This is a genomic window from Acinetobacter sp. CAU_H_56 (assembly GCF_058599425.1).
Window position 1 is genome coordinate 1,866,178 of the sequence record NZ_CM178654.1, and the last position, 24,886, is coordinate 1,891,063.

Below are 24,886 nucleotides of genomic sequence, written 5' to 3' on the forward strand. Positions count from 1 at the left end.
TCATTATGCTAGCTTAGATTAATAGGAATGATAAGTTTCAAATCACAATTAATAATACTTTCTAACCCGAATCCTGCTTAAGCCGATGACTTCATAATTTGAATTGTTGGCTTATTTTTATGGATCAGTTGATATGCACACAAGGACGCGTAAATCCCTCCTAGAAATCCATGAACACTACGTGCTTTGCTTGTCACTAAATTGTACTGACCTTTCAATAAACTGAATAAAGTCTCTATCTTATTGCGCTGTTTTAAGTGATATTTATCTGACTCAGAAAGTTGTATAGCCTGCATATTTTTTTCGATGATAGGTAATTAAATCAATATCTTGCTCTTTCAACCTACTCTTCAGTTCTTGACTAATATAGCCACGATCTCCATGCAACTTTGCTTCCATCTCTTTAACAGGTCTCTCAACCATTTTGATATCAGCCAAATGTCCATTGGATAAAGCAGAACAAGCAATTTCACCAAATTGATTCATCACAATATGTAATTTACAGCCATAAAACCAGCCCATTGAGCTTCTACCACGTGATGCAATTTGGACTAATGATTTATGGCGTTGAATACGTTGATTTTTACAAACTGGCAGAGTTGTTGAATCAATCCATAAATATTGTGTACCTTGGCCTTTCATTAGCGCCACATGTAAAGCGTGTAGAGCTAATTGATGTCTATTAATCAGATGAATCATCCGTTGGTAACAGGGTAAGCTTTTAAATAAATGATTTTTATCCTGTTTCAACCATGTGAAAAATGCTTTGAAATTAGTGAAATGAGAACATTTATACCAGATCGCGATAAAAGTGATTTCTGAGATACTCAAGTGAGCGGTTCGGACTCTGGAGAAACGACGACTTTGTTTAAGGAAATTCCAGTAGGTTGCTTCAAATTTAAGAAAGAAATCATCAATTACGCAAAATAATTCGGTACTATTAAACATCGGGACTAGAGTTTTAAGTTTTGTGTGGTAACTCAACTGATGGCTCTAGTCCTCTTATTTTTCAAGTCAATTTTTTATCCGCGATTCGGGTTAATTTAATAATTAACAAATACAAGTACACTTTAAATAAAAACAGATTATCTAAATTAAAAACTTTAATTTTATAAAAATATTAAGATAATTCTCATTAATTTTATTACTTAAAATCAAAAAAACCCAAGCGAATCAACTTGGGCTTTGTTAAATTTATTCATACTCACGATGATTTTTTATTTTCCAATTACTAACACCTATTTTTGTAGTGCCAAAAACTTCTCAATCGCCTGCTGAGCAATCGCAGCATCTTGGAAAGACTTCACGCCAGAAACACCCATCGCACCAACCACCTGACCTTGATACATAATCGGCTCACCACCTTCCAACATACCCGAGAAAGTATCCATGGTCAGAAAGCCCATTTGCCCACCTTTGATAATATCTTCAAACAGCTTGGATGGACGGTGACTAATGGCAGAACAACGTGCTTTTTCCAGACACAGGTTTGCTGTCATCGGTGAAGCCCCATCCATACGCTTCATTGCCAGCAAATTACCAGTTTCATCAACGACAGCAATACTGACATTAAAGCCATTTTCTAGCGCATATTCATAGGCCTGATTTAATAAAAACTCAGCATCGCTTAAGGTCAAATAATGTTTAGTTTGCATCCGTCTTTTCCATTTTCAAAATCTGTATAAAAAAGCCCGAACGAATTCGGGCTTATGTTCCCTCTCCTTTTAGGAGAGGGTTAGGAAGGATTTAAAACTTAAGCTTTCATTTCAGCAAAAGTTTCTTTAGCCGCCTGGATCGTGAATTCAATATCTTCATCACTATGCGCAGCTGAAATAAACCCTGCTTCAAATGCAGATGGAGCCAGGTTCACACCACGACTTAACATGCCATGAAAGAATTTTTTGAAGGCTTCAACATCACACTTCAGCATTGAATCAAAGCTAGTGATGTCTTCCTGATCCGTGAAGTACAGGCCAAACATACCGCCCACTTGCTGGGTCTTGAATGGAATACCTGCTTCATCCGCAGCTGCCTGTAAACCTGCAAGAAGTTTTTCAAGTTGTGCAGTCAATTTTTCATAAAAACCTGGTTCACGCAGATGTTTAAACATCTCGATACCAGCACGCATCGCCAGTGGGTTACCAGACAAAGTACCTGCCTGATACACGTTACCTAATGGCGCGATGCATTCCATTACTTCTCGTTTACCACCAAAAGCACCAACTGGCAGACCTGCACCAATGATTTTACCCAAAGTCGTTAAATCAGGAGTCACGCCATAATGTGCCTGAGCACCACCTAGACCGACACGGAAACCGGTCATCACTTCATCAATAATGAATACTGAACCATGTTCATCACAGACATCACGTATCGCTTGCAGGAAACCATCAATCGGTTTCACCAGATTCATATTCCCTGCTACTGGCTCAACAATCACACCCGCAATTTCAGAGCCAAACTTGGCAAAGCATTCTTTTAAAGTGGCAATGTCGTTATAAGGAAGAGTTAATGTATGTTTGGCAAAATCAGCAGGTACACCCGCAGAAGTCGCTTCACCTTCACCTTTAGTTAACAGGCCAGAACCTGCTTTTACCAGCAGCGAGTCAGAGTGCCCATGATAACAACCTTCAAATTTTACGATCTTGTCACGGCCAGTATAACCTCGCGCCAAGCGAATCGCAGTCATCGTTGCTTCAGTACCGGAATTGGTCATACGCACCAATTCAATAGATGGCATGATGTCGCAAATGATATCCGCCAAAGTGGTTTCATGCACGGTTGGTGCACCAAAGCTTAAACCATCTACTGCTGCATCTTGCACCGCTTTAATGATCGCAGGATGCGCATGACCCAGAATCATTGGCCCCCATGAACCGACATAGTCCACATAGCGCTTGCCATCGACATCGTACAGATAAGCACCTTGGGCTTTCTCGATAAAGATAGGCGTACCACCCACGCCATTGAAGGCACGTACAGGTGAGTTAACACCACCCGGAATATGTTTATTGGCTTGTTTAAATAGTTGTTCTTGCTTTGGAGATAAACTCATGAGAATCACTCAACTCAAAAATACAATAAGAAATAAAAATTAAGCTTGTTCAGCAAATAGTTCCGACCAGTCATATACACGTTGACCGACAGTCGACATTGAGCGACCTAAGACATCACTAATGACTGCACAAAGATCTGCACCGGCTTCAATAACTTCTCTACCGTTTTCAACCGTCAAACCACCAATGGCACAGATTGGCACATTCAATTTTTCTTTAGCCAGCTTCAATGTTTCTAAACCAATATTACCTGCTTCTGGCTTGGTATCAGTCGCATAGATCGCGCCAAAGGCCACATAATTAGCCCCATCAGCAATGGCTTGTTCAGCAAGCTCAAGTGAATTATTACAACTGCGGCCAATCAATACATTTTTGGGCAAACGTTCAACAGCTTCCTGGATTGAACCATCATCCTGACCCAAATGCACGCCTACACCATATTTTACTGCAGTTCCCAAATCGTCATTAATCACAAATGGAACTTTGTACTGTTCGCACATTTGTTTCATATATTCGATTTCGTAAGCCTGATCTTCTTTCGCTACTTTTTTACGACGATACTGAAGTACCGCAACTTCATAAGTCGCCATTGCACCTTCAAGTTTTGCTAGGAGAAGTTCAATAGGATCATCATTGGTAATTAAATACAAACCGCGCATGACTGCCGCCATTCAAAATACATACGCTATTATAGGCATAAATGGGCGAGTTTCCCCATCCTAAACACTGAATAATACCCGATTCAGGTATTAGATTATTATTTGTACTTTTTATACAGGTGATTGATCAATATCCCTATTTTCAGTGATAGGCGGCTACGAGAATTTACGTTTTAATAGTTTTATAACAATAATGATAAAGTGTTAATGCTTACGCCCTCCGACAAACGCTTTTAGGATTTTGCAGATAACTTAGTGGAGAAGTTGCAAAATTCTGAAAGCGATTTTTTTATGTCCGGATGTTACGATTCCTGTTTATAAAATTGCTGAAATACCATTAATCACAAAACTTAAAGAAAACTTCAAAATACCCAATTTCAGGGATAGGTCTACATGCATTAAAGGATTTAAATAAGTTCGAACACAACACATAAATAGAAAAGCAAAAGCTGTGTTTTATCTACCAGATCCTTTCTAGCTTTGGGTAAACCGTTTATGGGGAGACGTGTCAAAGCTAGAAAGGATCGACCCATCTAAGCAGAACCGACCATCTCATCTTTCAAACTTGCTTCATTCATCTCGTGAATATTTTCTAAATCATTCAGATAAATTAAAAATAATGCACTGCACATCTTTCTATTTTTTTAAATATAAAAAAAGCCCGGAGAAGGTCGCTCCAGGCTTGGAAAACTGATTTATTCAGTGAATTATACTCTTTGATAAAATACTGAATAAGCAATAAAACAATTAATAGAATAATAACTCTACACTTGCAAGTGTTTTTATCGTTTTTATTGCAATACTTAAGCATAAATCCGATAAAACGTCATAAGCCCTAACTTGGAATTTTGTCGTGCTTACGATCAACTAGACTCAGGTTACCACGTAATACATCGGCAAACATACGCCAGTCTGAAATAAAACTGTATAGCGGCTGTTTAAAGCTGGCCGGTTTATTCTTTTCAAAAATGAAATGACCAATCCAGGCACAGGCATAACCTGAGAGTAGTCCATAGGCTAGATATTTGGCTTTACGCTGATGAAGGGCTTTGCTAAAAAAATATAAACCGATACTGCTGCCTGCGACATGCAAACGGCGGCTCATGATATGGCGATGCTCAGTCAGATAAAACCGGTAAAATTCATGATAGTCACGAATCGGCATTTGTGGAGAAGTCAGTTCTGCAATCTCATTGCTCGGCTGCACCTGTGCATTCATTATCATCATCCTGATCTTTTTTCTTCACCTTAGCGCATAATTTAGGCAATTAAAAGTACCTTTATTTTCATGCAATTCTGTTCCTGAAGTTGGCTTAGATATTGAATTGTCATGCTTTCAGTAGAAACCGGCGAATGAAATCAGCATTTTAATTTTTCCATTTCCATTTTTTTCAATCGGTCAAGTCTTACATCAGATTGGTTTTTCGTTACAATCAGCCGCTCAAAAGTCTAAAAAATTCTTCCGTTTCATATCGGAATTTCATGCAAGCGAATAAAAATTCAATTTATTTTTTAATATTTTTCAATAAATTGAATAGACAGGATGATTATCATGGTTGAAGTTGAACTCAAGTTCCAGATTCCCGCGGCACGCCGTACTGCCCTGCTTAAGGCACTTGATCCCAAGAAATCTCAACAGATCCAGCTTCAAGCCAAATACTATGATACTGCAGACCGTCAACTGGCCCAACATGGAATTGCCCTACGTCAGCGATTAGAAGGCAGTCGTTGGGTTCAGACGTTAAAAGCGGCAGGCAAAAGCCACATTGAACGTTTCGAGCATAATCATGATCTGGGTGAATTAGAACAGTCGCCTGAGCTGGACCTGAGTATTTACAACCCGTCTACTGAAGCGCAAGCCTTGCTTAATCGCGCTTTAGGTGATCAGTTTGACCAGCTGCAATTGCAGTTTGAAACCGATATTGCCCGTACCTTGCGCGTGATTGAATATGAAAACACATCAATCGAAGTCAGCCTGGATATCGGCTGCATTCGCACGCCTCATGCTGAACAGGAAGTGCATGAAGTTGAATTCGAGTTAAAGCATGGCTCAATTCAGGATTTACTCGCCTTTAGTTTTGAATGGGTCAAAAAATATCAGCTGTGGCTGGATGTACGTAGTAAAGCAGAAATCGGGAATCTGTTAGCAACTCATCAGAACGTGAGTCCCGCTACTTTTGCCAAAGAATTCCAGATCAGTAAAAAAGATAGTGCGGGTAAAAACCTGTGTCATCTGGTGGCCCAGCAAATGCAGCATCTATTGCCCAATATTGCGGCAATCTCCGCGCAATTGGCAGAGCAGGAACATATTGATCAGGCACAACAGGCCTTGGATCATCTCTATCTGACCTTACTTTTGTTTAAAGATTGGCATACCCAGGTTTCAGACAAATGGGCTCATCAGCTGTCTGCCTTTAAACAGCAGTTTGAACATCTGCAACATTTACAGCATATGCAGAACACTCTGGCTGGCTTCCTGCAAAATCCTACGACCGCAGAGAACCTGACTAAAGATATCCTTTATGCCAAAGAGAAGCTGGGCAATCTGGTGAAATCCACCCAGAATGTGCATCACTATCTGGAATTGCTGATCTTCAGCTTAAGTACAGATGAAGCTAAGCCGCTGGAATTAAAATCTGCAGCGCAAACTACCCTGCAGCAACAATACAAAGTTTTGCAGGAACAGATGAACCAGACTGATATTACCAATTTTGAGAGTCTGGATCTGCTGTCCATTCGCATTCAGGAATTAAAATTCAGCTTCCCGATTTTGACCACAATTTATGATGTCAAAAACCTGCAAAAATACAGCAAGGCGTTAAATGATGCACAGCAGGCAGCAAATGAATATCAGACACTAGCCTCTTCTGCAGCTTATATTCAACAGACCGAACTGGAAGCCAGCGACTGGTTTGTGCTGGGTTGGTTGACCGCAAAACAGGAAGTTTATGCACAAAAATTACTGGAAGCGACAGAACAGTTTCTGGTCAGCCGCAAATTCCTTAAATAAGTATTTAACTGACTTTCAAAGCACGCTACGGCGTGCTTTTTTGTTGCACAAGCACATCACAATACTTTTGTTGTTTGGTCTATATTGGTTGTTATGAGCTTTATCGAGAAGGAATGGCCCGATGGCAGAAATCGAACTCAAATTCCAGATTCCGCAAAGTATACGTCACCAATTCGAACAAGATTTTCAGCAGTACGGGCCGACTCGACATCATTTATGTGCCAAATACTTTGATACTTCCGATCAGCAGTTACAGCAGCACAAAATTGCACTCCGGCAGCGTCTGGAAGATCAGCAATGGTTTCAGACCTTAAAAGCACCGAGCCAGCATCAGTTTGAACGCTTTGAGCTGGAAGAAAGACTGGATACCGCACCAGACAACTGTGATTTAAAAGCTTATGCCAAGCATAAACAGGCTCGGAAGATTCTAAAACAGGCCCTTCACACCCTAGATACACCTCTGACTCTACAATTTGAAACTGATGTAGAGCGAGATCTCTGGATTGAAGATTACCGAGGAAGTCAGATTGAAATTGCACTGGATAGAGGTGAGATTCGTTCTAAGGGCCAAACCCTGGATATTTATGAAGTTGAATTTGAGCTCAAAAGTGGCAAACTTGATGACTTAATTGATTTTGTTAAACCCTGGATTCAACGTTATCAGTTATGGCTGGATGTACGCAGCAAATCTGAACGTGGTTATGCTCTGCTGAATAATAAAACTGATCTTCCGGTCCAGCATCAGACAACCTTAGAGCTCGCAGCTAAAGACGATATTCATCATATCTTGCAAAAAATTATCACCAACTGTCTGACTCATCTATTTCCTAATGCGACAGCGATTGCGCTAGAGAATTACAACAGTGACCATGTGCATCAGGCCCGCGTCGCTATCCGGCGTTTACGCAGTGCCTTAAAAATTTTCCAGCCCTATCATCAGGATTTGCCAGAGGAATGGCAGGATCAGTTACGAAATATTTTCCAGCAATTGGGTTCTACCCGGGATCGCGATGCTTTGGCTGAAAGTCTGCTTCTTCAGCTAGAAGCTGCGGGTTCACCAGTATTGCAGTTACCTCCTGCCCAACAGGATCAGGCAGATATTAGCCAATTATTCAGAGAGCCCGCCACGATGGAGCTAATACTGGAGCTGCTACGTTTTAGTCAGGATCAGAGTAAAAACCAGCAAAAGTCCTCACATAAAATCCTGTGTAAAGGACTCAGCAAACTGCATCAGAAAGTCTGTGCAGATGCAGAAAACTATCAGGAACTGGATATTGAATCGCGCCACCGAACCCGCAAGCGGGTTAAGCGCTTGCGTTATAATGTAGAATTTCTGCAAAGCCTGTTTCCTGAAAAGGAAGTCAAAAGATATCTGAAAGCGCTAAAACCCTTACAGGAAACTTTAGGTCACTATAATGACCTGTTTGTCGCAGAAAGCCTGTATAGGCCTTATGCCAAAAAACACTCCAAGGCATGGTTTGTCATCGGATGGCTTACTGCAGAACAGCAGCACCTGTCAGGACAGGCCGCTAAGCAATTACAGAAATTTTCTCACACTAAACCATTCTGGTAAGAGATAAATAGGCAAAATTGCTCTAGCGATATTTGCCGTACACTTTCCAGGTATTGTTATCGGCTAATGGATCACTATAGCTATCGCTGCGCTGCTTACGCGGTTTATCACGGGCATCGACCAGTTCAAAATGTGGTTCGATACTGAGGACGATGCTATTCACATAGAATCGAGTCCGGGTGTATTCACTTTGACCATGCTGGAACACATAAGTACGCAAATCTACAAATTCACGATGTGCCACCAAGGCCGCCGTCTCATCACTGTCTAGCCAGCGTTGCATGGCCTGAATCTGTTCCGGTTCAAATTGCCCACATTTTTCAATCAGGCTGGCAATGCCTCGAAAAGTTTTGGATTCTTTGGCGCGGGTTTTATTAATCCGGATGCGGTCCACATGAAAATAAAATAAGGGCAGATTCAAATGACTTGGCAAATGAATCGCATCCAGGACTTCATCTTCCATAAAAGGCTGAAACAGATCCTGTGCCCTTTCAATCAGACCCAGCCATTGCCTGTAATATTCTTCGACCTGCGACTTGGTGCCATAATAAATTGGCAATCCTTCCACATTGGCCAAATTGGCTGGTGGCCAGATATTCTGGCGCAATAAGGCAATATCACTTTTCAGACTCTGTACAGCAATTGCATCTTGCATGAGATTCACATTTATATTGCTTAGGCTATTTTTAGATTAAGGCAAAGGTTTAGTTTCTGCAAGGCTTTGCCTATAATTAGTGATTAAGATTTTATTATCAGGAAAAATTCATGGTTCAAAAGATTGAAGCAACCGATGTAACCGAAGAAGAAGCGTTAAATGCTGCATTCTTTGAACGTGCTGATGAATTTATTAAACAGGCCAACGAATTTAGCCGTGTAGAAAAAGGCTCTCAGGAAAACCCGGCAGAAAAACGTGGTCAAGTCAGCGCCGCAATGCTGTTTGGTACTGCCCGCTTTAATACTTGGGTCGCTGCCAACAATTTCAAAGATGGTAACGAGATGCGCGACGCTAAAGATCAGGTCATGTCTTATATCTTGCAGCAATTTCAGATGATGCTGGAAGATAACTATGATGAATACTGTGAGCAGTTTGAAAACTATTTACGTTTCCGTCGTAATGAAGAGTTTCATGCTAACAAGCATCAACACGACCACGATCATTAATGAAAGCCCTACGGGGCTTTTTTTAAATCTTTGATTTTTAATTTGACTTTAATGCTGTATTTATCCTATAAAAAATGAATAAAAATTAAACGATGACCAAAAATATCATGCAGCAACTGCCCTTTCCGATTATAGATCCGCATATTCATCAGTGGGATCCTTATACCACACCGCATGCCGCAGCCTCAGCCGTAAAATTATTTGGCAAACATCCCAAACTGCTGGACAAGATGGTACGGCTGATCAAGCCCAAAGCAGTGATTGATACCATTGGCCTTACCGAACATCTGACCGCGCCTTATCTACCGGAAAACTATAAACGTGACATCGGTCATTATCAGGTGGAGCAGATTGTTCATATAGAAGCAAGCTGGCATGAACATAAAGGCACGGGCGTGGTTAATGAAACCAGGTTTATTGCCGGGCTGCCTTTTGCTGAACAGAATATTCAGCTAGGCGGCATTGTGGCCACAGCTGACCCTCGTCAAAAAAACTTTAAACAGCTGCTGCAATTGCATCAGGAAGTTTCGCCGAAACTACGCGGTATTCGTAAAATGGCATCGTTCCATGCCGACAAAGGCATTCATGCTTGGACCGATGAACCGCATCTCTATCGCAACACAGATTTCCTGAAGGGCTTTGAAGAACTGGCCAGGCAAGATTTAAGCTTTGATGCCTGGGTGTACTCTACCCAGATTGCGGATGTTACTGCGCTGGCCAAAGCCTTTCCAAACACCCCTATTGTGCTGGATCATCTGGGTACGCCCGCAGGTTTATTTGGCAAAGTGGGCAAAGCTACAGGCAAGACCGAACAAGATCGCACCCAGATATTTGCAGACTGGAAAGATCAGTTGGCAGAACTGGCCGAATGCAAAAATGTATCGACCAAAATGTCTGGTCTGTTTATGCCAGTCTTGGGACATGATTTTCACACGCAGAAACGGCTGGCAAGTAAACAGGAATTAGTGGAACGTGCCGCACCCGTGATCCAGCATACTTTAGACTGTTTTGGTTCTGGGCGCGTGATGTTTGCATCCAACTTTCCAATGGACAGTGTCAGCAGCTCACTCACCAACATTATTGATGCCTTTAGCGATATTGTTCAGGACTACAATGAAAATGCGTTAAAGCCGATCTTTTATGAAAATGCTAAAGCGTTTTATAAATTAGAAGAATAAGAGTCTGGATCCTTAAAAAAGGAGGAAAATACATATGCTCTGGGAAGAAATGATCGCTAGTCCCTTGTCAGAAAAGCTTTTATATACTTGCTTGGTGATCTGTTTTAGTGGAATCGCATCCTACTATTACCAACATATGATCCACTTACCCTTTAATAAAGATATCGCTTTAGGATCAATCTTGGTATCAGGTGGTATTTTCCTTTTTCTCTTTGCCACTTTCTGGTGGAGCTTGCCCTGCGCTGTATTATCTGGTGTTTTAGGTGGAATCCTGTTCACCAGAAAAGTTACTTAAATTGGGCTTTTAATAATATGGTAAATAAAAAAACCCCCTCATTTGAGGGGATTTTTTTATCAACACTATGATGTTTTAACTTGCTTACCATACTGATCAGCCATCACTTCAACCAGCTGGTCCGGCTTGATGTATTTTTTGATCATGGCATCAATATCGGCTTTGCTCAGTTGAGCAATCGCCTGATCACGTTTTTCCCGGTAAACCAGATTACGGTCTTTTTCCAACTGTGGAATCAGCATGCTATGAATACGGCGATCATCTTCCAGTGCAGTGACGCGCTGTTTCAAAATCGTGGCTTTCGCTGCTTCAACTTCCTGCTCGGTTACCCCTTTGGCCAGAAGCTCATTCAATACCTTATGCACAGCTTGAGACACTTGTGCTGATCGGCCAGGCGTATAATTTGCCTGAATGCCTAATGCGCCTGAGTCAATCCATTCATCATACTGAGCATTGGCACTGAAGCCATAAACCAGCGCATTTTTCTCACGCAGCTCCTGTGCTAAACGTGAAGACAACTGAGAATCCCCCAGAATATGCCGGAAGACCAGCATGGCTGGCAAATCTACATGTTCTGCACCGACAGGGAATGTCATGACAGCCTGATAATGACCGAACTCACGCTGTTCAGATAACGCATGGATTTTCTGTGCCGGATAAACTGTATATTGACCACTTAAGCGCTCATAAGGCTGCTTTGCTTTCCAGCTCGCAAAGTTATTTTTAAGTACTTTGCTCACGGACTTCGGATTAAATTCCCCGGTCACTGCGATCTGGGCATGATGGGTATTAAAGAACTGCTGATACAGCGCTACGACCTGTTCACGAGTAGCAGCCTGAATCTGTTTTTTTGCCAGTTCAGGTTCAAAATGATAGCGAAGGTCACCCGGCTGATAAATCTCGGTCGCGCGGGACATGGTCAGGCCTGCCACCATATTGGGCTCAGTATAAGGACGGTCTAACGCAGATAGGCTTTGTCCTTTAATCAGGTCAAACTGACTCTGCTCAAAGGCCGGTTTATTGAGCACATCCAGTACATACTGGAAAAACTCTTCAAACTTCTCTTTTTTGGCACTGATCTGAATGCTCATGCCATTTTCAGAGGAACTGGCCGTGGCTGAACCACCAGACTCAATAATTTTATCGGCAATCTGTTGCAAGCTCTGGGTTTCAGAAGAACGCAGTAGTAAGTAAGCAGTCAGATCCAGAATCTCGCCTTTATTGAACAAACTTTGTGCCGTGCCAAAATTAAGTGCAATAGTGGCATAAACTTTGTCATCCTGAGTCTGGGTCGGGAATAAAGCGTATTTAATACCATTCTTCAGTTTGCCCCGTTGAATCTGCTTGTCCTTAGCCTGTAAATATTGCTTGGACTGCGCCACATACTGCTTTACTTCTGCCTGATAGACACTGACATCTTTCAGCGGTTCTGCTGCTTCAGCCTGCTGGTCCAGAGTTTGAGCCGGCACTTCAGTCTGGGGCAACTCCTGTGCTTTTTTCTGATCTTCTGGTGTCGGCAAGATATTGCCAGAAATACGATATTCTGGCTTAAAGAATGCCTTATACACCTGATTGATCTGATTGACATCCAGCTTTTCTATGGCTTGCAGATCTTTGAAATACTGGCTCCAGTCACCTGAATAAGCCACTACATATTCACTTAAACGCGAACCTAAAGCGGTTGCGCTATTTTTAACATTGTCCGCCTGGTTTCGGGTCAGACTTTTAGCCCGGTTTAATTCGGTTTCGTTAAATGGCTGGCTCTGCTCTACACCCTGAATCAAGCCCTGCTCAACCTGCTTGACTTGATGATTTGGCGCATAGATGGCACCCATAAACACCAGATTAAAATCTTTATCCAGCCAGGTCATAGACTGCACCGTAGTAGTTTTACCCGTCTCGACCAGACTCTGATACAGGTGTCCGCTAGGTTGCAATGTATATAAGATTGGAGACATGGCCAGCGTGGTTTTAATACTTTCTTCTGACTGGTTCAGATAAATATTAAATTTGGCCAGATCACTACCCTTTTGCACGGTAAATTCACGTTGTTTGATCTGTTCAGGTTTTAGCGCAGGCACTTTTACCGATTCAGGCACTTTGCGGGACTGAATCGGACTGAAATGGGTATCAATCTGCTTCAGCACTTCTGCCTTATTAAATTTGCCTGAAATAATCATGAGGGCATTATTCGGTGCATACCAGTGACGATAAAACTGGTTCAGCTCCTGCATCTTGATCGATTGCAGTTCGTTCAAATCGCCAATCGGTAAGCGTCCCAGATACTGATTGCCATAAGCTGATTTAAACACCTGATCCATCAGTACGGAAAATGGCTGATCCAGACGGATTTCACGCTCACGCTTCACGATATCAATTTCAGTCGGTACATACTTTTCTTGCAGGACCAGCTTGTCCATGCGTTCTGCTTCAAGGAAAATCACTTCATTGACCGCAGTCTGCTCAGGACGAATCACATTGGTATATTTGGTTGAGTAATAGTCAGTACTAGCATTGGTCATTAAGGTATATTGATCCAGACGGCGCTGAAACTCATCTCCCTTCACATTTTCCGTGCCTTTAAACGCCAGATGTTCAAGCAGATGCGCCAGGCCCCCTTTGCCTTGCGGATCATTCAGTGAACCGGTCAGATAAACCGTATTCATAAACACTTTATTTTCTTTCACGTTGGGCGCAAGAATAATTCTTAAGCCATTTTCCAGTCGATATTCTTCGATATTCTGTTCTGTTTTCACCAATACCGACTGTGCAAAACTGGCCGCTGTCCAGCCAGATAATAAAATCGCCAAGCTTAAACGTTTAAAGCGTATTTGCATTGTTCATCCAAATTTTTAAGTGTGAATTTTTATTTACAGTCACTCTGATCTTAGAGAAAAGTCTTTATTATGAGAAGCCAAATAAAATACCGCGCAATTTCACGGTATTTTATTGAGCATATTAATTAAATATAAAGTTCGGCCAGCATAAACAGTTTGGCATAACCTGAAATCTCAATGCGGCCTTGTTCTTTTAATGCGCAATACAATACACCGCCACGCTGAGAGGCCTGATAAGCCACCAGTTCAGTTTTATTTAATTTCTCCGCCCAGATCGGTGCAATCCCGGTATGAATTGAACCCGTTACCGGATCCTCATTAATCCCGTTACTCGGTGCAAAATAACGTGATATACAATCATATTGGGTATCGCCAGCGGTAATCGCGACATCCAGTAATGGACCCGCCGCTGTAATCGCGGTTCTTTTTCCATTCAGCTGCTTCAGCAATTCAATATTGGGTTGCTCTTCTAATACATCTTGCACTGATTCATATTCAATAATATAACCTTGCGTATTCAGATAAACGTTTTTAAAAGGTTTCGTCAGGGCCTGTCTTAAAGCTTCCGGATAATCTCTGATAAGTTCAGGCTGACGGATCGGGAAATTCATCCGGATTTTGCCATCCTCATCCTGGCGTACTGTAAAAATACCCAGATCTTTGACATGAAAATAAATGGTTTTTGCAGAGCTAAAGTCCTTGAATAATACAAAGCTGCTGGCCAATGTGGCATGTCCACAAAAATCCACTTCCTTGGTCGGTGTAAACCAGCGAATTTCATAATTTTCTGCATCCAGCACTTTGACAAAAGCAGTCTCAGACAGATTATTTTCCAAGGCAATATTCTGCATCAGGTGATCATCCAGCCAAGCATCCTGCACGATGACTGCAGCAGGATTTCCCTTAAATAGAGCCGTCGTAAAAGCATCCACCTGGTACATTTTCATTTTCTTTACTCCTGTATGTAGGTGTTTAGTTTAAAAGCTTTTTTCCAGAAGGGGAATTTTATATGCTGTAAATCAAATGATTTATTTTTCTCCCTTTTCACTCATTAAGGTTCTTTATGAACAATTCACATATTCAAACTGTACCTTTAGAAAAAGCCTATCGCCTGATTACACACGGTCCAACAGTACTGGTGTCTGCCAATGATGGACAAGACACTGATGTCATGGCCGCTGCCTGGGCATGTGCACTCGAATTCAGTCCAGCAAAAGTCACCGTAGTGCTGGATAAAAGCACCAAGACCCGAAAAATAATTGAAAATTCTGGCTACTTTGCCCTGCAGATTCCAACCCTCAAACAGCTGGAAATGGTCTATAGCCTGGGAACATTGAGTCTGTACAATGCCCCAAACAAACTGGAGCAGTCTGGTGTGCAGTTATTCAAATTCGCAGATCAAGAGATTCGGGTTGTAGAGGGTTGTGCCGCATGGATTTTATGTGAGCTGATTTCCGAGCCACATAACCAGCAGACCCATGATCTGTTTATTGGTAAGGTCATTGCCGCTTATGCTGATGACCGGGTGTTCCGTGATGGACACTGGTACTATCATGAAGTCAGCGATGAATGGAAAAGTATTCATCATGTCGCCGGCGGCCACTTCTATACCATTGGCGAAGCTGTCGCAGTCAAAGATGCAGAATAAATAACTGATCTTTTTAAACAAATCATATAAAAAATTCTTGCAAACAGGCAGCTTTGACCACAGTCAGACTGCCTGAATTTATGCTACTTTATCCATAATATCTGTTTGGTCTGATGTCTTATGATGCCGTTTAAAATCCACTGTATTGATGTCAAAAACTCATTACAAAATTATATCTGGTTACTTGAACATACACCGACGCATCAGGTCGCGGTCATTGATCCCACTGAAGCTGTGCTAGTTCAAGATTATTGTACCGAACATGGGCTTGAGCTGAGTCAGATCTGGCTCACCCACTGGCATAAAGACCATATCGGGGGCGTTCCGGATTTAATTCAAAAGCAATCATTACCGGTATATGGCCCAAAAGCTGAGCTGGAAAAAGTTCCGTTTATTAACCATCCACTTGAACATGACGACCAGTTCAGTTTTCATGGTGTTGAGGTACAGATTATTGCCGTACCGGGACATACCCTAGGCCATATCGTGTATTTCCTGGATGCCATTGATGTACTGTTCTGTGGCGATACCCTGTTTGCCATGGGCTGTGGGCGGGTATTTGAAGGCACTTATCAGCAGATGTACCACTCTCTGACTCGTCTGGCTGCCTTACCGCCACGTACCCAGGTTTATTGCACGCATGAATATACGCTGTCGAATGCACAGTTTGCCAAACATGTAGAACCGGATAATCCAGCAATTCTGGAGCGTTTCGAACAGGTTGAGCGTATGCGCATGCTTGGACAATGCACCTTACCCAGTACTATTGCAGCAGAACTGGAAACCAATCCTTTTTTACGCGCAGACAGTGTCGAAGAGTTTCAACATTTACGCGTGATGAAAGACTCGTTTTAAACTATAGCTGCTTAGAGCAGCTGATGCTTCTGAGCATAGTCATCCAGTTCTTGCTGGGTGACCACTCGTACCGCATTCATTTCATCAATCCTGACCAGCAATAATCCACCCAAAGCAGGTTGATAACGGCGCGCACTGCCAAATGGCGTATAAGCCACCTTGGACTGTACCGAAAAATCCAGCCAGTCTTCATGACCCAGCATCACAGCAACAGGCTCCTGCCCTTGCTGCTGCATAAGTTCAATTTGCTGTTTGACGTACTGTTCAATATTTAATTCAGTCATCATTAATCTTATTTAAATTACATCAATTTCAGTATAAAGGATTGAGCCTAACACCATGACCTGAATACTCTGAGACTTTACTGGATTGTATATTTTTAAGCCTTACTCAAACTCTAAAACTTTAAACCACGCTAATTCCTAATTTAAAATGAATAACAAATAAACAATTATTGATTTAAATATTTGAATATTAATAACTATTCAAAAAATTATTTAGGCTTAAAATTAAAATATTTAGTTACAACATCTTGAAAATAATAAAAAACATAGACTTAGATTAAAAACCCTATATTTCGTCTATATTATCTTGTTCATTAAATCCGCAAATTCAATTAAATTAATTTAAATAAGGGTATTTGCCCTTTAAAACGAAAATTCTCACCCTTATCTATGATTTAACTGATGAAGGAGTTATCTCGTGAAAAAAGTGGTTAAAGCAAAAAACGTTCTCGCATTTAGACTTTGGTTAGAAAAATTGGGGTATTCGGTTCGCACCCTGGCAGACAATCGTGGTTTTAGTTTCAGTTTTAAAAAAGAATATGGTCTGGTGACCTGCGATCTTTCAGGTAATGCATTGGCCATGCAGCTGGGTGAGGAGTTTGAAGATCATCTGAAAGCTTAAATTTAATTAATCAATGCACTCATGATTTACCCTTTTATTTGAGTAAAATTCTCTTATTCCTATAATCAGCCCATTTCGATGGGCTTTTTTTCGTTTATAAAATTTCAGGCAAAAAAAAACAAGGTATCAACCTTGTCTCTTTTGATGGTGGGGACGGAGAGACTCGAACTCTCACACCTCGCGGCGCTGGAACCTAAATCCAGTGCGTCTACCAATTTCGCCACGTCCCCATCAGGGTACCAACTTAGTGTTGGACTTTTTCAAACTTTGGCAGAGGATCAAGGATTCGAACCTTGACGAACGGTTTTGGAGACCGTCATGCTACCATTACACCAATCCTCTATTAGCCATTTTACTCAATCTCTTAAGTAAATTGGTGGGGACGGAGAGACTCGAACTCTCACACCTCGCGGCGCTGGAACCTAAATCCAGTGCGTCTACCAATTTCGCCACGTCCCCGATGGCTGTGTATATTATAGAGATAGCAGGTCATTGACAAGTGATTTTACAAGCAATCACTGCCTATTCCGCTATAAATTAAACAGTTAATGCAATTTTTTTATTTTTTATAAGATTTAACAAGAAAACTCGGCCTTATGAGGTTTCTTTGCTACTGCTTTGAACTTAATCTCTAAGCTTGTCTAGCTCAGTCTCAGCAGATCAGACCTCTAGAACCTCACTTATCTTGATCGAGCATGTTGTTTAAACAATAAATGAATCCAATACAAAGAATAAAAAGCCGAGCCAATAAAAATGTCGCACTAAATTTCAGGCAAAAAAAAACAAGGCATCAACCTTGTTTCTTCATATATGGTGGGGATAGAGAGACTCGAACTCTCACGCCTAGAAGGCGCTGCGACCTGAACACAGTGCGTCTACCAATTCCGCCATATCCCCGTGGCTGTGTATATTATAGCGATCGCATCCGCTTGACAAGCGATTCTATGATCAACTCGGCATTTTTATATCAAAAATTAATCAGTTAATTCTTTGATGATTAAATACTGGCTTATTTCTAATGAAACTGCTTAATTTCATTTCTCCAATTTAAAAAATCAAGTTATTTGAAAGAGTGCTGAATATTAATTTTAATGATGTTTGGATTAGCCAATTGATTGGGCATTTTAAAAGACTTCTCTCTTCCCCCTTCACTGATACTTAGTTTGAGTATTTAAAATCTACTCATCGAAAGTAAGCGAATAATGAAAATGAGATTAAAAGATGGCTCAGCCTTAAATTTCAGGCAAAAAAAAACAAGGTATCAACCTTGTCTCTTTTGATGGTGGGGACGGAGAGACTCGAACTCTCACACCTCGCGGCGCTGGAACCTAAATCCAGTGCGTCTACCAATTTCGCCACGTCCCCATCAGGGTACCAACTTAGTGTTGGACTTTTTCAAACTTTGGCAGAGGATCAAGGATTCGAACCTTGACGAACGGTTTTGGAGACCGTCATGCTACCATTACACCAATCCTCTACTCGGCCATTTTACTTAATCTCTTAAGTAAATTGGTGGGGACGGAGAGACTCGAACTCTCACACCTCGCGGCGCTGGAACCTAAATCCAGTGCGTCTACCAATTTCGCCACGTCCCCGATGGCTGTGTATACTATAGGGATCAATTTCGCCTGACAAGCTCTTTTTAAGAAAAAAACACTCGTTTGATTAAATAAAAAACAATATGCAATTTATTGTATTTTTCTCATGCAATTTCAGTAAGTAAGGCCTGTTTTACGGCTTTGAAATCAGACAATCTATCCTGTGAATGCTTTCGAAGCATGTTTTTTATAAAGCTTTGCAAAGCTTGATATTGCACAGGGAGCTCAGGTTTAAAATGCTGACAATGCAATAATGCCCAATCCTGATAATCTGCCGCTTCCAAGCGCTGCCCTGTGAGCCATTCAAAGAAAATGATACCCAGCGCATAAACTTCGCTCTGTAGCGACTTGGCTTGCCCTTGAAATAGTTCAGGTGCCATATAACGAGGCGTTGCGTTCATTGCTTGGTTTGAAGAATTGATTGGCTGAACTTGCTCAAAATCAATCAGACAGACCCGTTTCTGATACATGACAAAATGCTCTCGTTTGAGATCAGCATGCAGATACCCCAGTTCTTGTAAACTTATCAACGGTTCTAATGCTCGTAGCATATGCTGACGGACTTCTTGAATTGGGAATAATAACTTGGGACATACATCAAAATGTGCTGGCGCATCAGTCAAAATCAAAGCCTGATTAAAAGATTCATTTCCAATCTGAAAAGGCTTTCGAATAATTTGATGCGGAAGCAAGAAAGTCCGCCCTTCTTGCTCACCATAAGCTTCATAAAAATCCAGCTCATGACTTAAGCCAGTCTGGGCATGCTGAGAAATAGCCGTTGAATCCAGATTCTGGGTTTTTAACCAAAGTGCTGACCCGGTCTCAGGATTAACTTGTAAATGATAAAGACGGCGACCAAAACCCAGACTTCGGGCTTTGGTCTTAAGCTGGAAATTAAGCTGATGCAGATTAGCGAGGTTAAGTAACAATGTATTCCTGCTTGGCATCTGGAGCATGCTGGTAATTTAGCAGTTCCAGACAATGCTGAATAGTTTTACCTACCCGCTCCTGAGTTTCGATCAGAGAGATTTTTGGCCAGGTCGCCCGCTCACCTTCACGCTGCAACACCTTGAATAAATGCGGACGAGGATTTTGCAGCATATAGCTATAATGACGCAGGCTATATTTACCGACGATATTGACATCACCATAATAGCGCTGATCCACTACGCCATAACCATGATCCAGCAAACGGCGGACTGGCGGCAAACTGCCCGCATGCTCACGGGCAAAATCCATAATCCCTTTGGTAAATACTACACTCTGACGGCGTACAATGCGTTTCGGCCAGCTTAAAGTCCCTTTACGGAAGCGTGAAATATCATCCTGCATAAAAGGCACAATGTGCGGATTGGCCTGACTGGCAATGGTGTAATTGATATTGTATAGCCGCGCCATTTTCTCCTGCGGGAAATCGCTACGGACACTGCCATCTACCCAGCGTGTCGCCCCCATATAAGGCGTATATTGTCCATCATGACGTTTACTGGTGAGACGTACCGGCGGGAACAGAATTGGCACGGCACAAGATGCCAGCACTGCACTCCAGACCAGTACATCTGGAGAGGTATAGGCATTCATGATCCGGGCATCTTGCGCCGCATCATAAGGTGCGACTGCAATATTGATATGTAGACCGGAAGTTTTTAGTGCTTCTTCAAAGGTCATATCTCCCAAGTTTTCGATCAGGAATTTTTTCAGGTATTTGACATCCGCCAGACCACCATTACCCTTCATTAATTCACTCATGGTACGGAAATGAAAGGCTTCATGGAAAAAGTTATGGCCTTTTAAAATATCTACATACTGCGCGGGTTTGGAGACGCCCAACATCGCGGTCATAATTGCACCAGCACTGGAACCCGACATCACTCGAGGTAACAGATCCTGTTCCATTAGCGCCTTACATACACCGGTATGAAATAAGCCGAGTGTTGCACCGCCCGAGAACATTAAAGCTGGCTGACCATAAGCCCGTTGGCAGTGCTCAAAATATTCAATTTTTTCTTCTAGAGTCAGACAGGTACATTGTGCAGAAGCAATATAAGCCAGGCCCAGACTGACTTCTTCCACATAATCTTCAATAATTTTTTTAGTGCCGACATAAGTGACGGTAAACAATAAAGGATGGGCAATATTGGCAATATCGTAACTCAGTCCTTCACGCAGGATATACATCAGGTCACGAGTACGTTTCTGCTGACGGTAACGTCTTAATTTCCCCAGTCGATGCGCAATCACTTCGGCATCAAAATACGGTGAACTATTATCCAGTTTCCATTCTTGTGCCCCAGATTCTTCATCGATCTTTAAGGCAATATATTTCCATTCTTCGTAAGTTTCAGCCTGTTGCAATTGCTGCTTCAGCTTTTTAATACGATAGGCCTGATGTGGATTGATATCCTGAGTAAAATCTTTAAACAGCATCTGCCCTCTTCCCTATATTGTAATTTTCAGACATCCTGCAGCTATGAACAAAAAACAGGCATCTATTTTCTTTGTACTACAATAACGAAAATTCATCACTTTAAGCAAATTATCACACTTTCCAGACTTTGACTGTGAATTTTACAGTGATAGTATTCTAGCCATAATTGTAAATGTACTGCTCAAATCATGGCGAAAATTGATTTACCTGACAATATCTTAAATGCTCTTTCTACTGTTCTTCTCCAGCTCCAGCAAAGCCTGCCTGAATTAAAACAAAGTCCTGATTTTTCTGCTTATGCCTATAAATGGCAGGCTGGAGAACTCAAACCCATTCACCAGCTTAAACAGATTGAACTGGCAGATTTAAAAGGCATTGAGCGACAAAAAGAAAAAGTCATTCAAAATACTTTGCAGTTTCTAAAAGGATTACCTGCCAATGATGTTTTACTGACTGGCTCTCGCGGTACAGGAAAATCTTCGATTGTGCGTGCCTTGTTGACTGAATATGCAGATCAGGGCTTACGTCTGATCGAAATTGAACGTGATGATTTATCAAATCTTCCACAAATTCAGCAACTGATCGCCGGTCGTCCGGAAAAGTTTATTGTCTATTGTGATGACCTGGCCTTCAATGCGGAAGATGAAAACTATCGCAGTCTGAAAAGTGTGCTAGATGGCTCATTACAATCCGGTTCAAGTAATTTTGTGATCTATGCGACCAGTAACCGTCGTCATCTATTACCGGAATTCATGCATGAAAATACCCCGGTGACCAAAGTAGATGTACCGCAATATACCGAGTTGCATCCACAGGAAGCGATTGAAGAGAAAATTTCCCTGTCGGATCGTTTTGGTTTATGGCTGTCGTTCTACCCGATGGATCAAAACCTGTATCTGGAAATTGTCGAGCATTATCTGAAAAAGGCAGATATGCAACTGACAGCTGAAGCCCGTGCTGAAGCATTACGCTGGTGTCAGGCACGTGGCCAACGTTCAGGTCGTGCAGCCTATCAGTTCTCTAAACATTGGATTGGTTCGCAGCAGTTAAATTCCCTGTAAATTCTTTCCCAAATAAAAAAGCTCCTTGATGGAGCTTTTTTATGAAATCAGTTCTTATTTTTTATTGCCAATAATCGTAGACCACAGTAGGTCATCCAGCTCACTGCCATTGAAATAGACAGTTGCTTTTAAGGGTTCAGGCTGATTCTGTTTGACCTCAATCACCTGATCATAACTATCAGTAATTTTAAGCACACCCTCTTTTGGCAGATGCTTATAATTATTCAACACCGTTTCGTCCATCTTGAATGGTGTAGTCGTATTAAAATCAAAACTATAACGGTAATCCGCCAGATTTGGCTGACCAATAATGCTGCCGCTGCTGGTTAAGGTACGAATACCATTACTGCCACTACCATAGTCATCTACAAGGCTATAGTTATAATTACGTACGAGTAAGTATTCCTTGCTCAGCTCATCATACTCAGCGCCAGATTTACCCGCATTCTTGTCTTCCGCTACACGCTGAAATTCCAGACGGTCAATTTTATAGCTTTCCAATGCACCTAGATTGTTTTTGCTTTTGGTATGAACAATCGTACCTGAAATCAGATAATCATCTTTTAGATTAAAATCAACATTGGAACCATAACGTACATTGCTAAAGGTCAAGGTCGTAGTATCACCATTGACCGTCTGGGTAATGGTTGAATCTTTGCGATAGGTTTTATCCAGAACAATACAGTTATTTTTATCTGTTTTTAATTTAAAGGTTTTCACCGCACCATTGGTATTCACCTCCGAACAGATCAGATTTGGATACTTGATGCTATTCACACCCAGATTATAAATCTTGATAATACGGCCCGTGCGTCCATAAGGATAATCCGCAAACACATCACCAATCATATGACCTAACGCAACGTTATAGTCCGTATCATTACTGGTGCTATTGTTAATTTTATCGCGGATTTTATCGATGATATCGCGACCCTCAAAAGGAATAAATTCTTCTGAAAGTTCAGGAGAAATACTCTCCTCTGGAACATTTGGCGGTGTGGTCACTGTAGGATTATCTGAACTACCTCCACTGCCACCACATGCTGTAAGCAAGCCTGAAACCAAAACCAGCCCAAAGAATGATATCTGCTTTTTCATAAAATTTTATTCCCTAGGATTTCTTTGCATTTTTATTCAATGAGAATGAAAGATGGGCGTATTAAAACCGCACAACACAAACCTACTACCTGTCGATGATATTTTTTCTGGACAGTATTTCTTACACTCTGATCGTGCTTTATCTTTTAATAAATCAGGGATTAACTCTGTAATTTTAATGTATATTTCAAACAACAATGATCATAAGAAAATAAGATGTTACTTTTAGAGCTAGGTCTTATTAGCTCTCATAACTAACTCTTAGAAATCAACCTATATAACGGTTATTTTCTTTGCAACAATACTTATAAAATTTGTAACCATTCGGTTAAAAAGTCGAAAAGTTATCTTTTGAATAGCTGGGTTTAAAGAAGAACTTAGATTGCTTCTAGACAAGTAAACTTTGAATAAAACCTAAAAAAATAAGAATAAAAGGAAATTAATTACTTCTATTTATTGTGGGAAAAACTTGGCAGCTCATGGCTGAATATTCTCAGGCACCCCCTTAAAAATATTAAAAATCAAAAATATTTAAATAGACTTTTTCCAGCGCTTGTACTCAAACATATTTTTATCTGCTTGCCACTGTGCCTCAACCAGGCCAGTCGTTGGATGACGCATCGCCATACCAAATGCAGCTTCAATTTTTGCTTCGGCAAAGGCTTCAATTAAACGATCAAGTAAACGCTCAGCTCCCGCTTTATCATTTTCTATGCTCAGGATTACGAATTCATCACCACCAATACGCGCCACAATATCATTGCTACGTACATTTTCCTGAAGGACTTGTGCAGTATGTTGAATTAATTGATCGCCTTCCTTGTGTCCCAGACTATCATTCACCTTTTTCAGGTCATTCAAGTCTATAAATAAGATCGCAGCAGGATGACCGTACTGTTTGCAACGTTCTTCTTCTGCCTGTAGCAGTTTCTCCCAGGCACGACGGTTATATAACCCAGTCAATTCATCTTTACTGGCTTGTTGCTGTAGCAGTTCTTGCTGACGGATTTGCTCGTTCTGACGCAACTCAGCTTGTAAGATTGAGCTCAAAAGCTTGCTAAATAACTCGACCATCGCCAGATCCTGAATGATGGCATCTGACTTGGCTTCAGGATCAACTGCACATAATGTTCCAAATAGACTGCCATCTTCTTTAAAAAGGGGTTGACCAATATAAGATTTGATGCAGAAATGCTGGTTAATTGGCGCAGTCGCATATAAAGGAATTTCTTCAGAGCGAGGCGCGATTCTTGGTCCTTTGCCTGTGACCATATGACAGCAGAAAGAATTGGCCCATTCAAATACCTGACCTGGCTGGACAGCATAGCCATGATCTTCGCTTTGCAGCACAATCCAGTCATTGTCTTCTACCCGGGTGATCATCCATAAATTAAAGCCAAAATGCTGATGCAGATATTTTAAAACTGCCTGTCCCGCATCCTGAAAACCTTTAAAACTGATATTATCCATCCAAAATAGTCTCTGCATCATTCCGCATATAATAGAGTGGGATTTCTATATTA

The 24,886-nt window shown here is 41.4% G+C and carries 21 protein-coding genes, 7 tRNA genes and 1 pseudogene; 9 read left to right on the forward strand and 20 right to left on the reverse strand.

The window, feature by feature from the left end:
- Positions 1-77: 77 nt before the first annotated feature.
- The 5 genes and pseudogenes from AC4MCC_RS08965 to AC4MCC_RS08985 form a co-directional block, all read right to left on the reverse strand.
- Positions 78-948 (reverse strand): annotated as a pseudogene (locus AC4MCC_RS08965) (IS982 family transposase).
- A 290-nt stretch (positions 949-1,238) separates the two neighbouring features.
- Positions 1,239-1,655 carry a GlcG/HbpS family heme-binding protein gene (locus AC4MCC_RS08970; protein ID WP_491885156.1) on the reverse strand — a complete coding sequence of 139 codons (417 nt, stop codon included), beginning with the start codon at positions 1,653-1,655 and terminating at the stop codon, positions 1,239-1,241.
- 98 nt (positions 1,656-1,753) lie between these two features.
- Complete coding sequence (gene hemL / locus AC4MCC_RS08975; protein ID WP_125279557.1) at positions 1,754-3,055, reverse strand: glutamate-1-semialdehyde 2,1-aminomutase; 1,302 nt, start codon at positions 3,053-3,055, stop codon at positions 1,754-1,756.
- A 39-nt stretch (positions 3,056-3,094) separates the two neighbouring features.
- Positions 3,095-3,715: a thiamine phosphate synthase gene (gene thiE / locus AC4MCC_RS08980; RefSeq protein WP_419365623.1), complete on the reverse strand. Its 621-nt coding sequence runs from the start codon at positions 3,713-3,715 to the stop codon at positions 3,095-3,097.
- Positions 3,716-4,550: 835 nt separating this feature from the next.
- The gene (locus AC4MCC_RS08985) at positions 4,551-4,934 is read right to left on the reverse strand and encodes an Mpo1-like protein (protein WP_034705228.1); all 384 of its coding nucleotides are present in this window, start codon (positions 4,932-4,934) and stop codon (positions 4,551-4,553) included.
- 333 nt (positions 4,935-5,267) lie between these two features.
- Here AC4MCC_RS08985 and AC4MCC_RS08990 point away from each other — a divergent pair, with 333 nt between their 5' ends.
- Both AC4MCC_RS08990 and AC4MCC_RS08995 read left to right on the forward strand, forming a co-directional pair.
- Positions 5,268-6,725, forward strand: coding sequence for a CYTH domain-containing protein (locus AC4MCC_RS08990; RefSeq protein ID WP_491885157.1), 1,458 nt, complete (start codon positions 5,268-5,270; stop codon positions 6,723-6,725).
- Positions 6,726-6,846: 121 nt separating this feature from the next.
- The gene (locus tag AC4MCC_RS08995) at positions 6,847-8,298 is read left to right on the forward strand and encodes a CYTH and CHAD domain-containing protein (protein WP_491880804.1); all 1,452 of its coding nucleotides are present in this window, start codon (positions 6,847-6,849) and stop codon (positions 8,296-8,298) included.
- Between the two features lie 22 nt (positions 8,299-8,320).
- Here AC4MCC_RS08995 and AC4MCC_RS09000 read toward each other — a convergent pair whose 3' ends face one another.
- Entirely contained in the window at positions 8,321-8,953 is a 633-nt protein-coding gene (locus AC4MCC_RS09000; protein WP_491885158.1) for a hypothetical protein, read from the reverse strand.
- A gap of 110 nt (positions 8,954-9,063) precedes the next feature.
- Between AC4MCC_RS09000 and AC4MCC_RS09005 the strand changes: the two genes are divergently transcribed.
- From AC4MCC_RS09005 to AC4MCC_RS09015, 3 genes are all read left to right on the forward strand, one after another.
- Positions 9,064-9,459, forward strand: a complete 396-nt coding sequence (locus AC4MCC_RS09005; protein ID WP_004786347.1) for a DUF3144 domain-containing protein — start codon at positions 9,064-9,066, stop codon at positions 9,457-9,459.
- A 107-nt stretch (positions 9,460-9,566) separates the two neighbouring features.
- Positions 9,567-10,637: an amidohydrolase family protein gene (locus AC4MCC_RS09010; protein WP_491885850.1), complete on the forward strand. Its 1,071-nt coding sequence runs from the start codon at positions 9,567-9,569 to the stop codon at positions 10,635-10,637.
- A 34-nt stretch (positions 10,638-10,671) separates the two neighbouring features.
- Positions 10,672-10,932 carry a hypothetical protein gene (locus AC4MCC_RS09015; protein WP_159123777.1) on the forward strand — a complete coding sequence of 87 codons (261 nt, stop codon included), beginning with the start codon at positions 10,672-10,674 and terminating at the stop codon, positions 10,930-10,932.
- Positions 10,933-10,997: 65 nt separating this feature from the next.
- Here AC4MCC_RS09015 and AC4MCC_RS09020 read toward each other — a convergent pair whose 3' ends face one another.
- Positions 10,998-13,769, reverse strand: coding sequence for a M16 family metallopeptidase (locus AC4MCC_RS09020; RefSeq protein WP_491885159.1), 2,772 nt, complete (start codon positions 13,767-13,769; stop codon positions 10,998-11,000).
- Between the two features lie 125 nt (positions 13,770-13,894).
- Entirely contained in the window at positions 13,895-14,716 is an 822-nt protein-coding gene (locus tag AC4MCC_RS09025) for a PhzF family phenazine biosynthesis protein (protein ID WP_419365601.1), read from the reverse strand.
- A gap of 116 nt (positions 14,717-14,832) precedes the next feature.
- On the opposite strand from AC4MCC_RS09025, the gene AC4MCC_RS09030 reads away from it, so the two are divergent.
- On the forward strand, positions 14,833-15,417 hold the full coding sequence (locus AC4MCC_RS09030; RefSeq protein ID WP_491875917.1) for a flavin reductase family protein: 585 nt from the start codon (positions 14,833-14,835) through the stop codon (positions 15,415-15,417).
- 120 nt (positions 15,418-15,537) lie between these two features.
- The gene (gloB, locus tag AC4MCC_RS09035; RefSeq protein WP_200230476.1) at positions 15,538-16,272 is read left to right on the forward strand and encodes a hydroxyacylglutathione hydrolase; all 735 of its coding nucleotides are present in this window, start codon (positions 15,538-15,540) and stop codon (positions 16,270-16,272) included.
- 11 nt (positions 16,273-16,283) lie between these two features.
- Here gloB and AC4MCC_RS09040 read toward each other — a convergent pair whose 3' ends face one another.
- Positions 16,284-16,556 carry a hypothetical protein gene (locus tag AC4MCC_RS09040; protein ID WP_004786360.1) on the reverse strand — a complete coding sequence of 91 codons (273 nt, stop codon included), beginning with the start codon at positions 16,554-16,556 and terminating at the stop codon, positions 16,284-16,286.
- Between the two features lie 418 nt (positions 16,557-16,974).
- Here AC4MCC_RS09040 and AC4MCC_RS09045 point away from each other — a divergent pair, with 418 nt between their 5' ends.
- Entirely contained in the window at positions 16,975-17,178 is a 204-nt protein-coding gene (locus tag AC4MCC_RS09045; protein WP_004786362.1) for a hypothetical protein, read from the forward strand.
- Between the two features lie 145 nt (positions 17,179-17,323).
- On the opposite strand, the gene AC4MCC_RS09050 is transcribed toward AC4MCC_RS09045, so the two are convergent.
- The 9 genes from AC4MCC_RS09050 to AC4MCC_RS09090 all read right to left on the reverse strand — a co-directional run bounded on the left by AC4MCC_RS09050 (position 17,324) and on the right by AC4MCC_RS09090 (position 21,203).
- Positions 17,324-17,408: transfer RNA gene (locus tag AC4MCC_RS09050), tRNA-Leu, on the reverse strand.
- A gap of 38 nt (positions 17,409-17,446) precedes the next feature.
- Positions 17,447-17,520, reverse strand: a tRNA-Trp gene (locus tag AC4MCC_RS09055).
- 32 nt (positions 17,521-17,552) lie between these two features.
- Positions 17,553-17,637, reverse strand: a tRNA-Leu gene (locus AC4MCC_RS09060).
- Positions 17,638-17,989: 352 nt separating this feature from the next.
- Positions 17,990-18,075: transfer RNA gene (locus AC4MCC_RS09065), tRNA-Leu, on the reverse strand.
- A 383-nt stretch (positions 18,076-18,458) separates the two neighbouring features.
- Positions 18,459-18,543 (reverse strand) — tRNA-Leu (locus tag AC4MCC_RS09070).
- A 38-nt stretch (positions 18,544-18,581) separates the two neighbouring features.
- Positions 18,582-18,655, reverse strand: a tRNA-Trp gene (locus tag AC4MCC_RS09075).
- Positions 18,656-18,688: 33 nt separating this feature from the next.
- A tRNA-Leu gene (locus AC4MCC_RS09080) sits at positions 18,689-18,773 on the reverse strand.
- 107 nt (positions 18,774-18,880) lie between these two features.
- Positions 18,881-19,723, reverse strand: coding sequence for a protein kinase domain-containing protein (locus tag AC4MCC_RS09085; protein WP_491885160.1), 843 nt, complete (start codon positions 19,721-19,723; stop codon positions 18,881-18,883).
- Positions 19,695-21,203 carry a DUF3336 domain-containing protein gene (locus AC4MCC_RS09090; protein ID WP_180053617.1) on the reverse strand — a complete coding sequence of 503 codons (1,509 nt, stop codon included), beginning with the start codon at positions 21,201-21,203 and terminating at the stop codon, positions 19,695-19,697. Before AC4MCC_RS09090 ends, AC4MCC_RS09085 begins: the two co-directional genes overlap by 29 nt.
- 189 nt (positions 21,204-21,392) lie before the next feature.
- Between AC4MCC_RS09090 and AC4MCC_RS09095 the strand changes: the two genes are divergently transcribed.
- Positions 21,393-22,265, forward strand: a complete 873-nt coding sequence (locus AC4MCC_RS09095; RefSeq protein ID WP_419365597.1) for an ATP-binding protein — start codon at positions 21,393-21,395, stop codon at positions 22,263-22,265.
- Between the two features lie 54 nt (positions 22,266-22,319).
- On the opposite strand, the gene AC4MCC_RS09100 is transcribed toward AC4MCC_RS09095, so the two are convergent.
- Together AC4MCC_RS09100 and AC4MCC_RS09105 are read right to left on the reverse strand one after the other, a co-directional pair.
- A complete protein-coding gene (locus tag AC4MCC_RS09100) occupies positions 22,320-23,363 on the reverse strand; it encodes a hypothetical protein (RefSeq protein ID WP_491885161.1) in 1,044 nt (347 codons plus the stop codon).
- 531 nt (positions 23,364-23,894) lie between these two features.
- Positions 23,895-24,833 carry a sensor domain-containing diguanylate cyclase gene (locus tag AC4MCC_RS09105; RefSeq protein WP_166138407.1) on the reverse strand — a complete coding sequence of 313 codons (939 nt, stop codon included), beginning with the start codon at positions 24,831-24,833 and terminating at the stop codon, positions 23,895-23,897.
- Positions 24,834-24,886 lie beyond the last annotated feature (53 nt).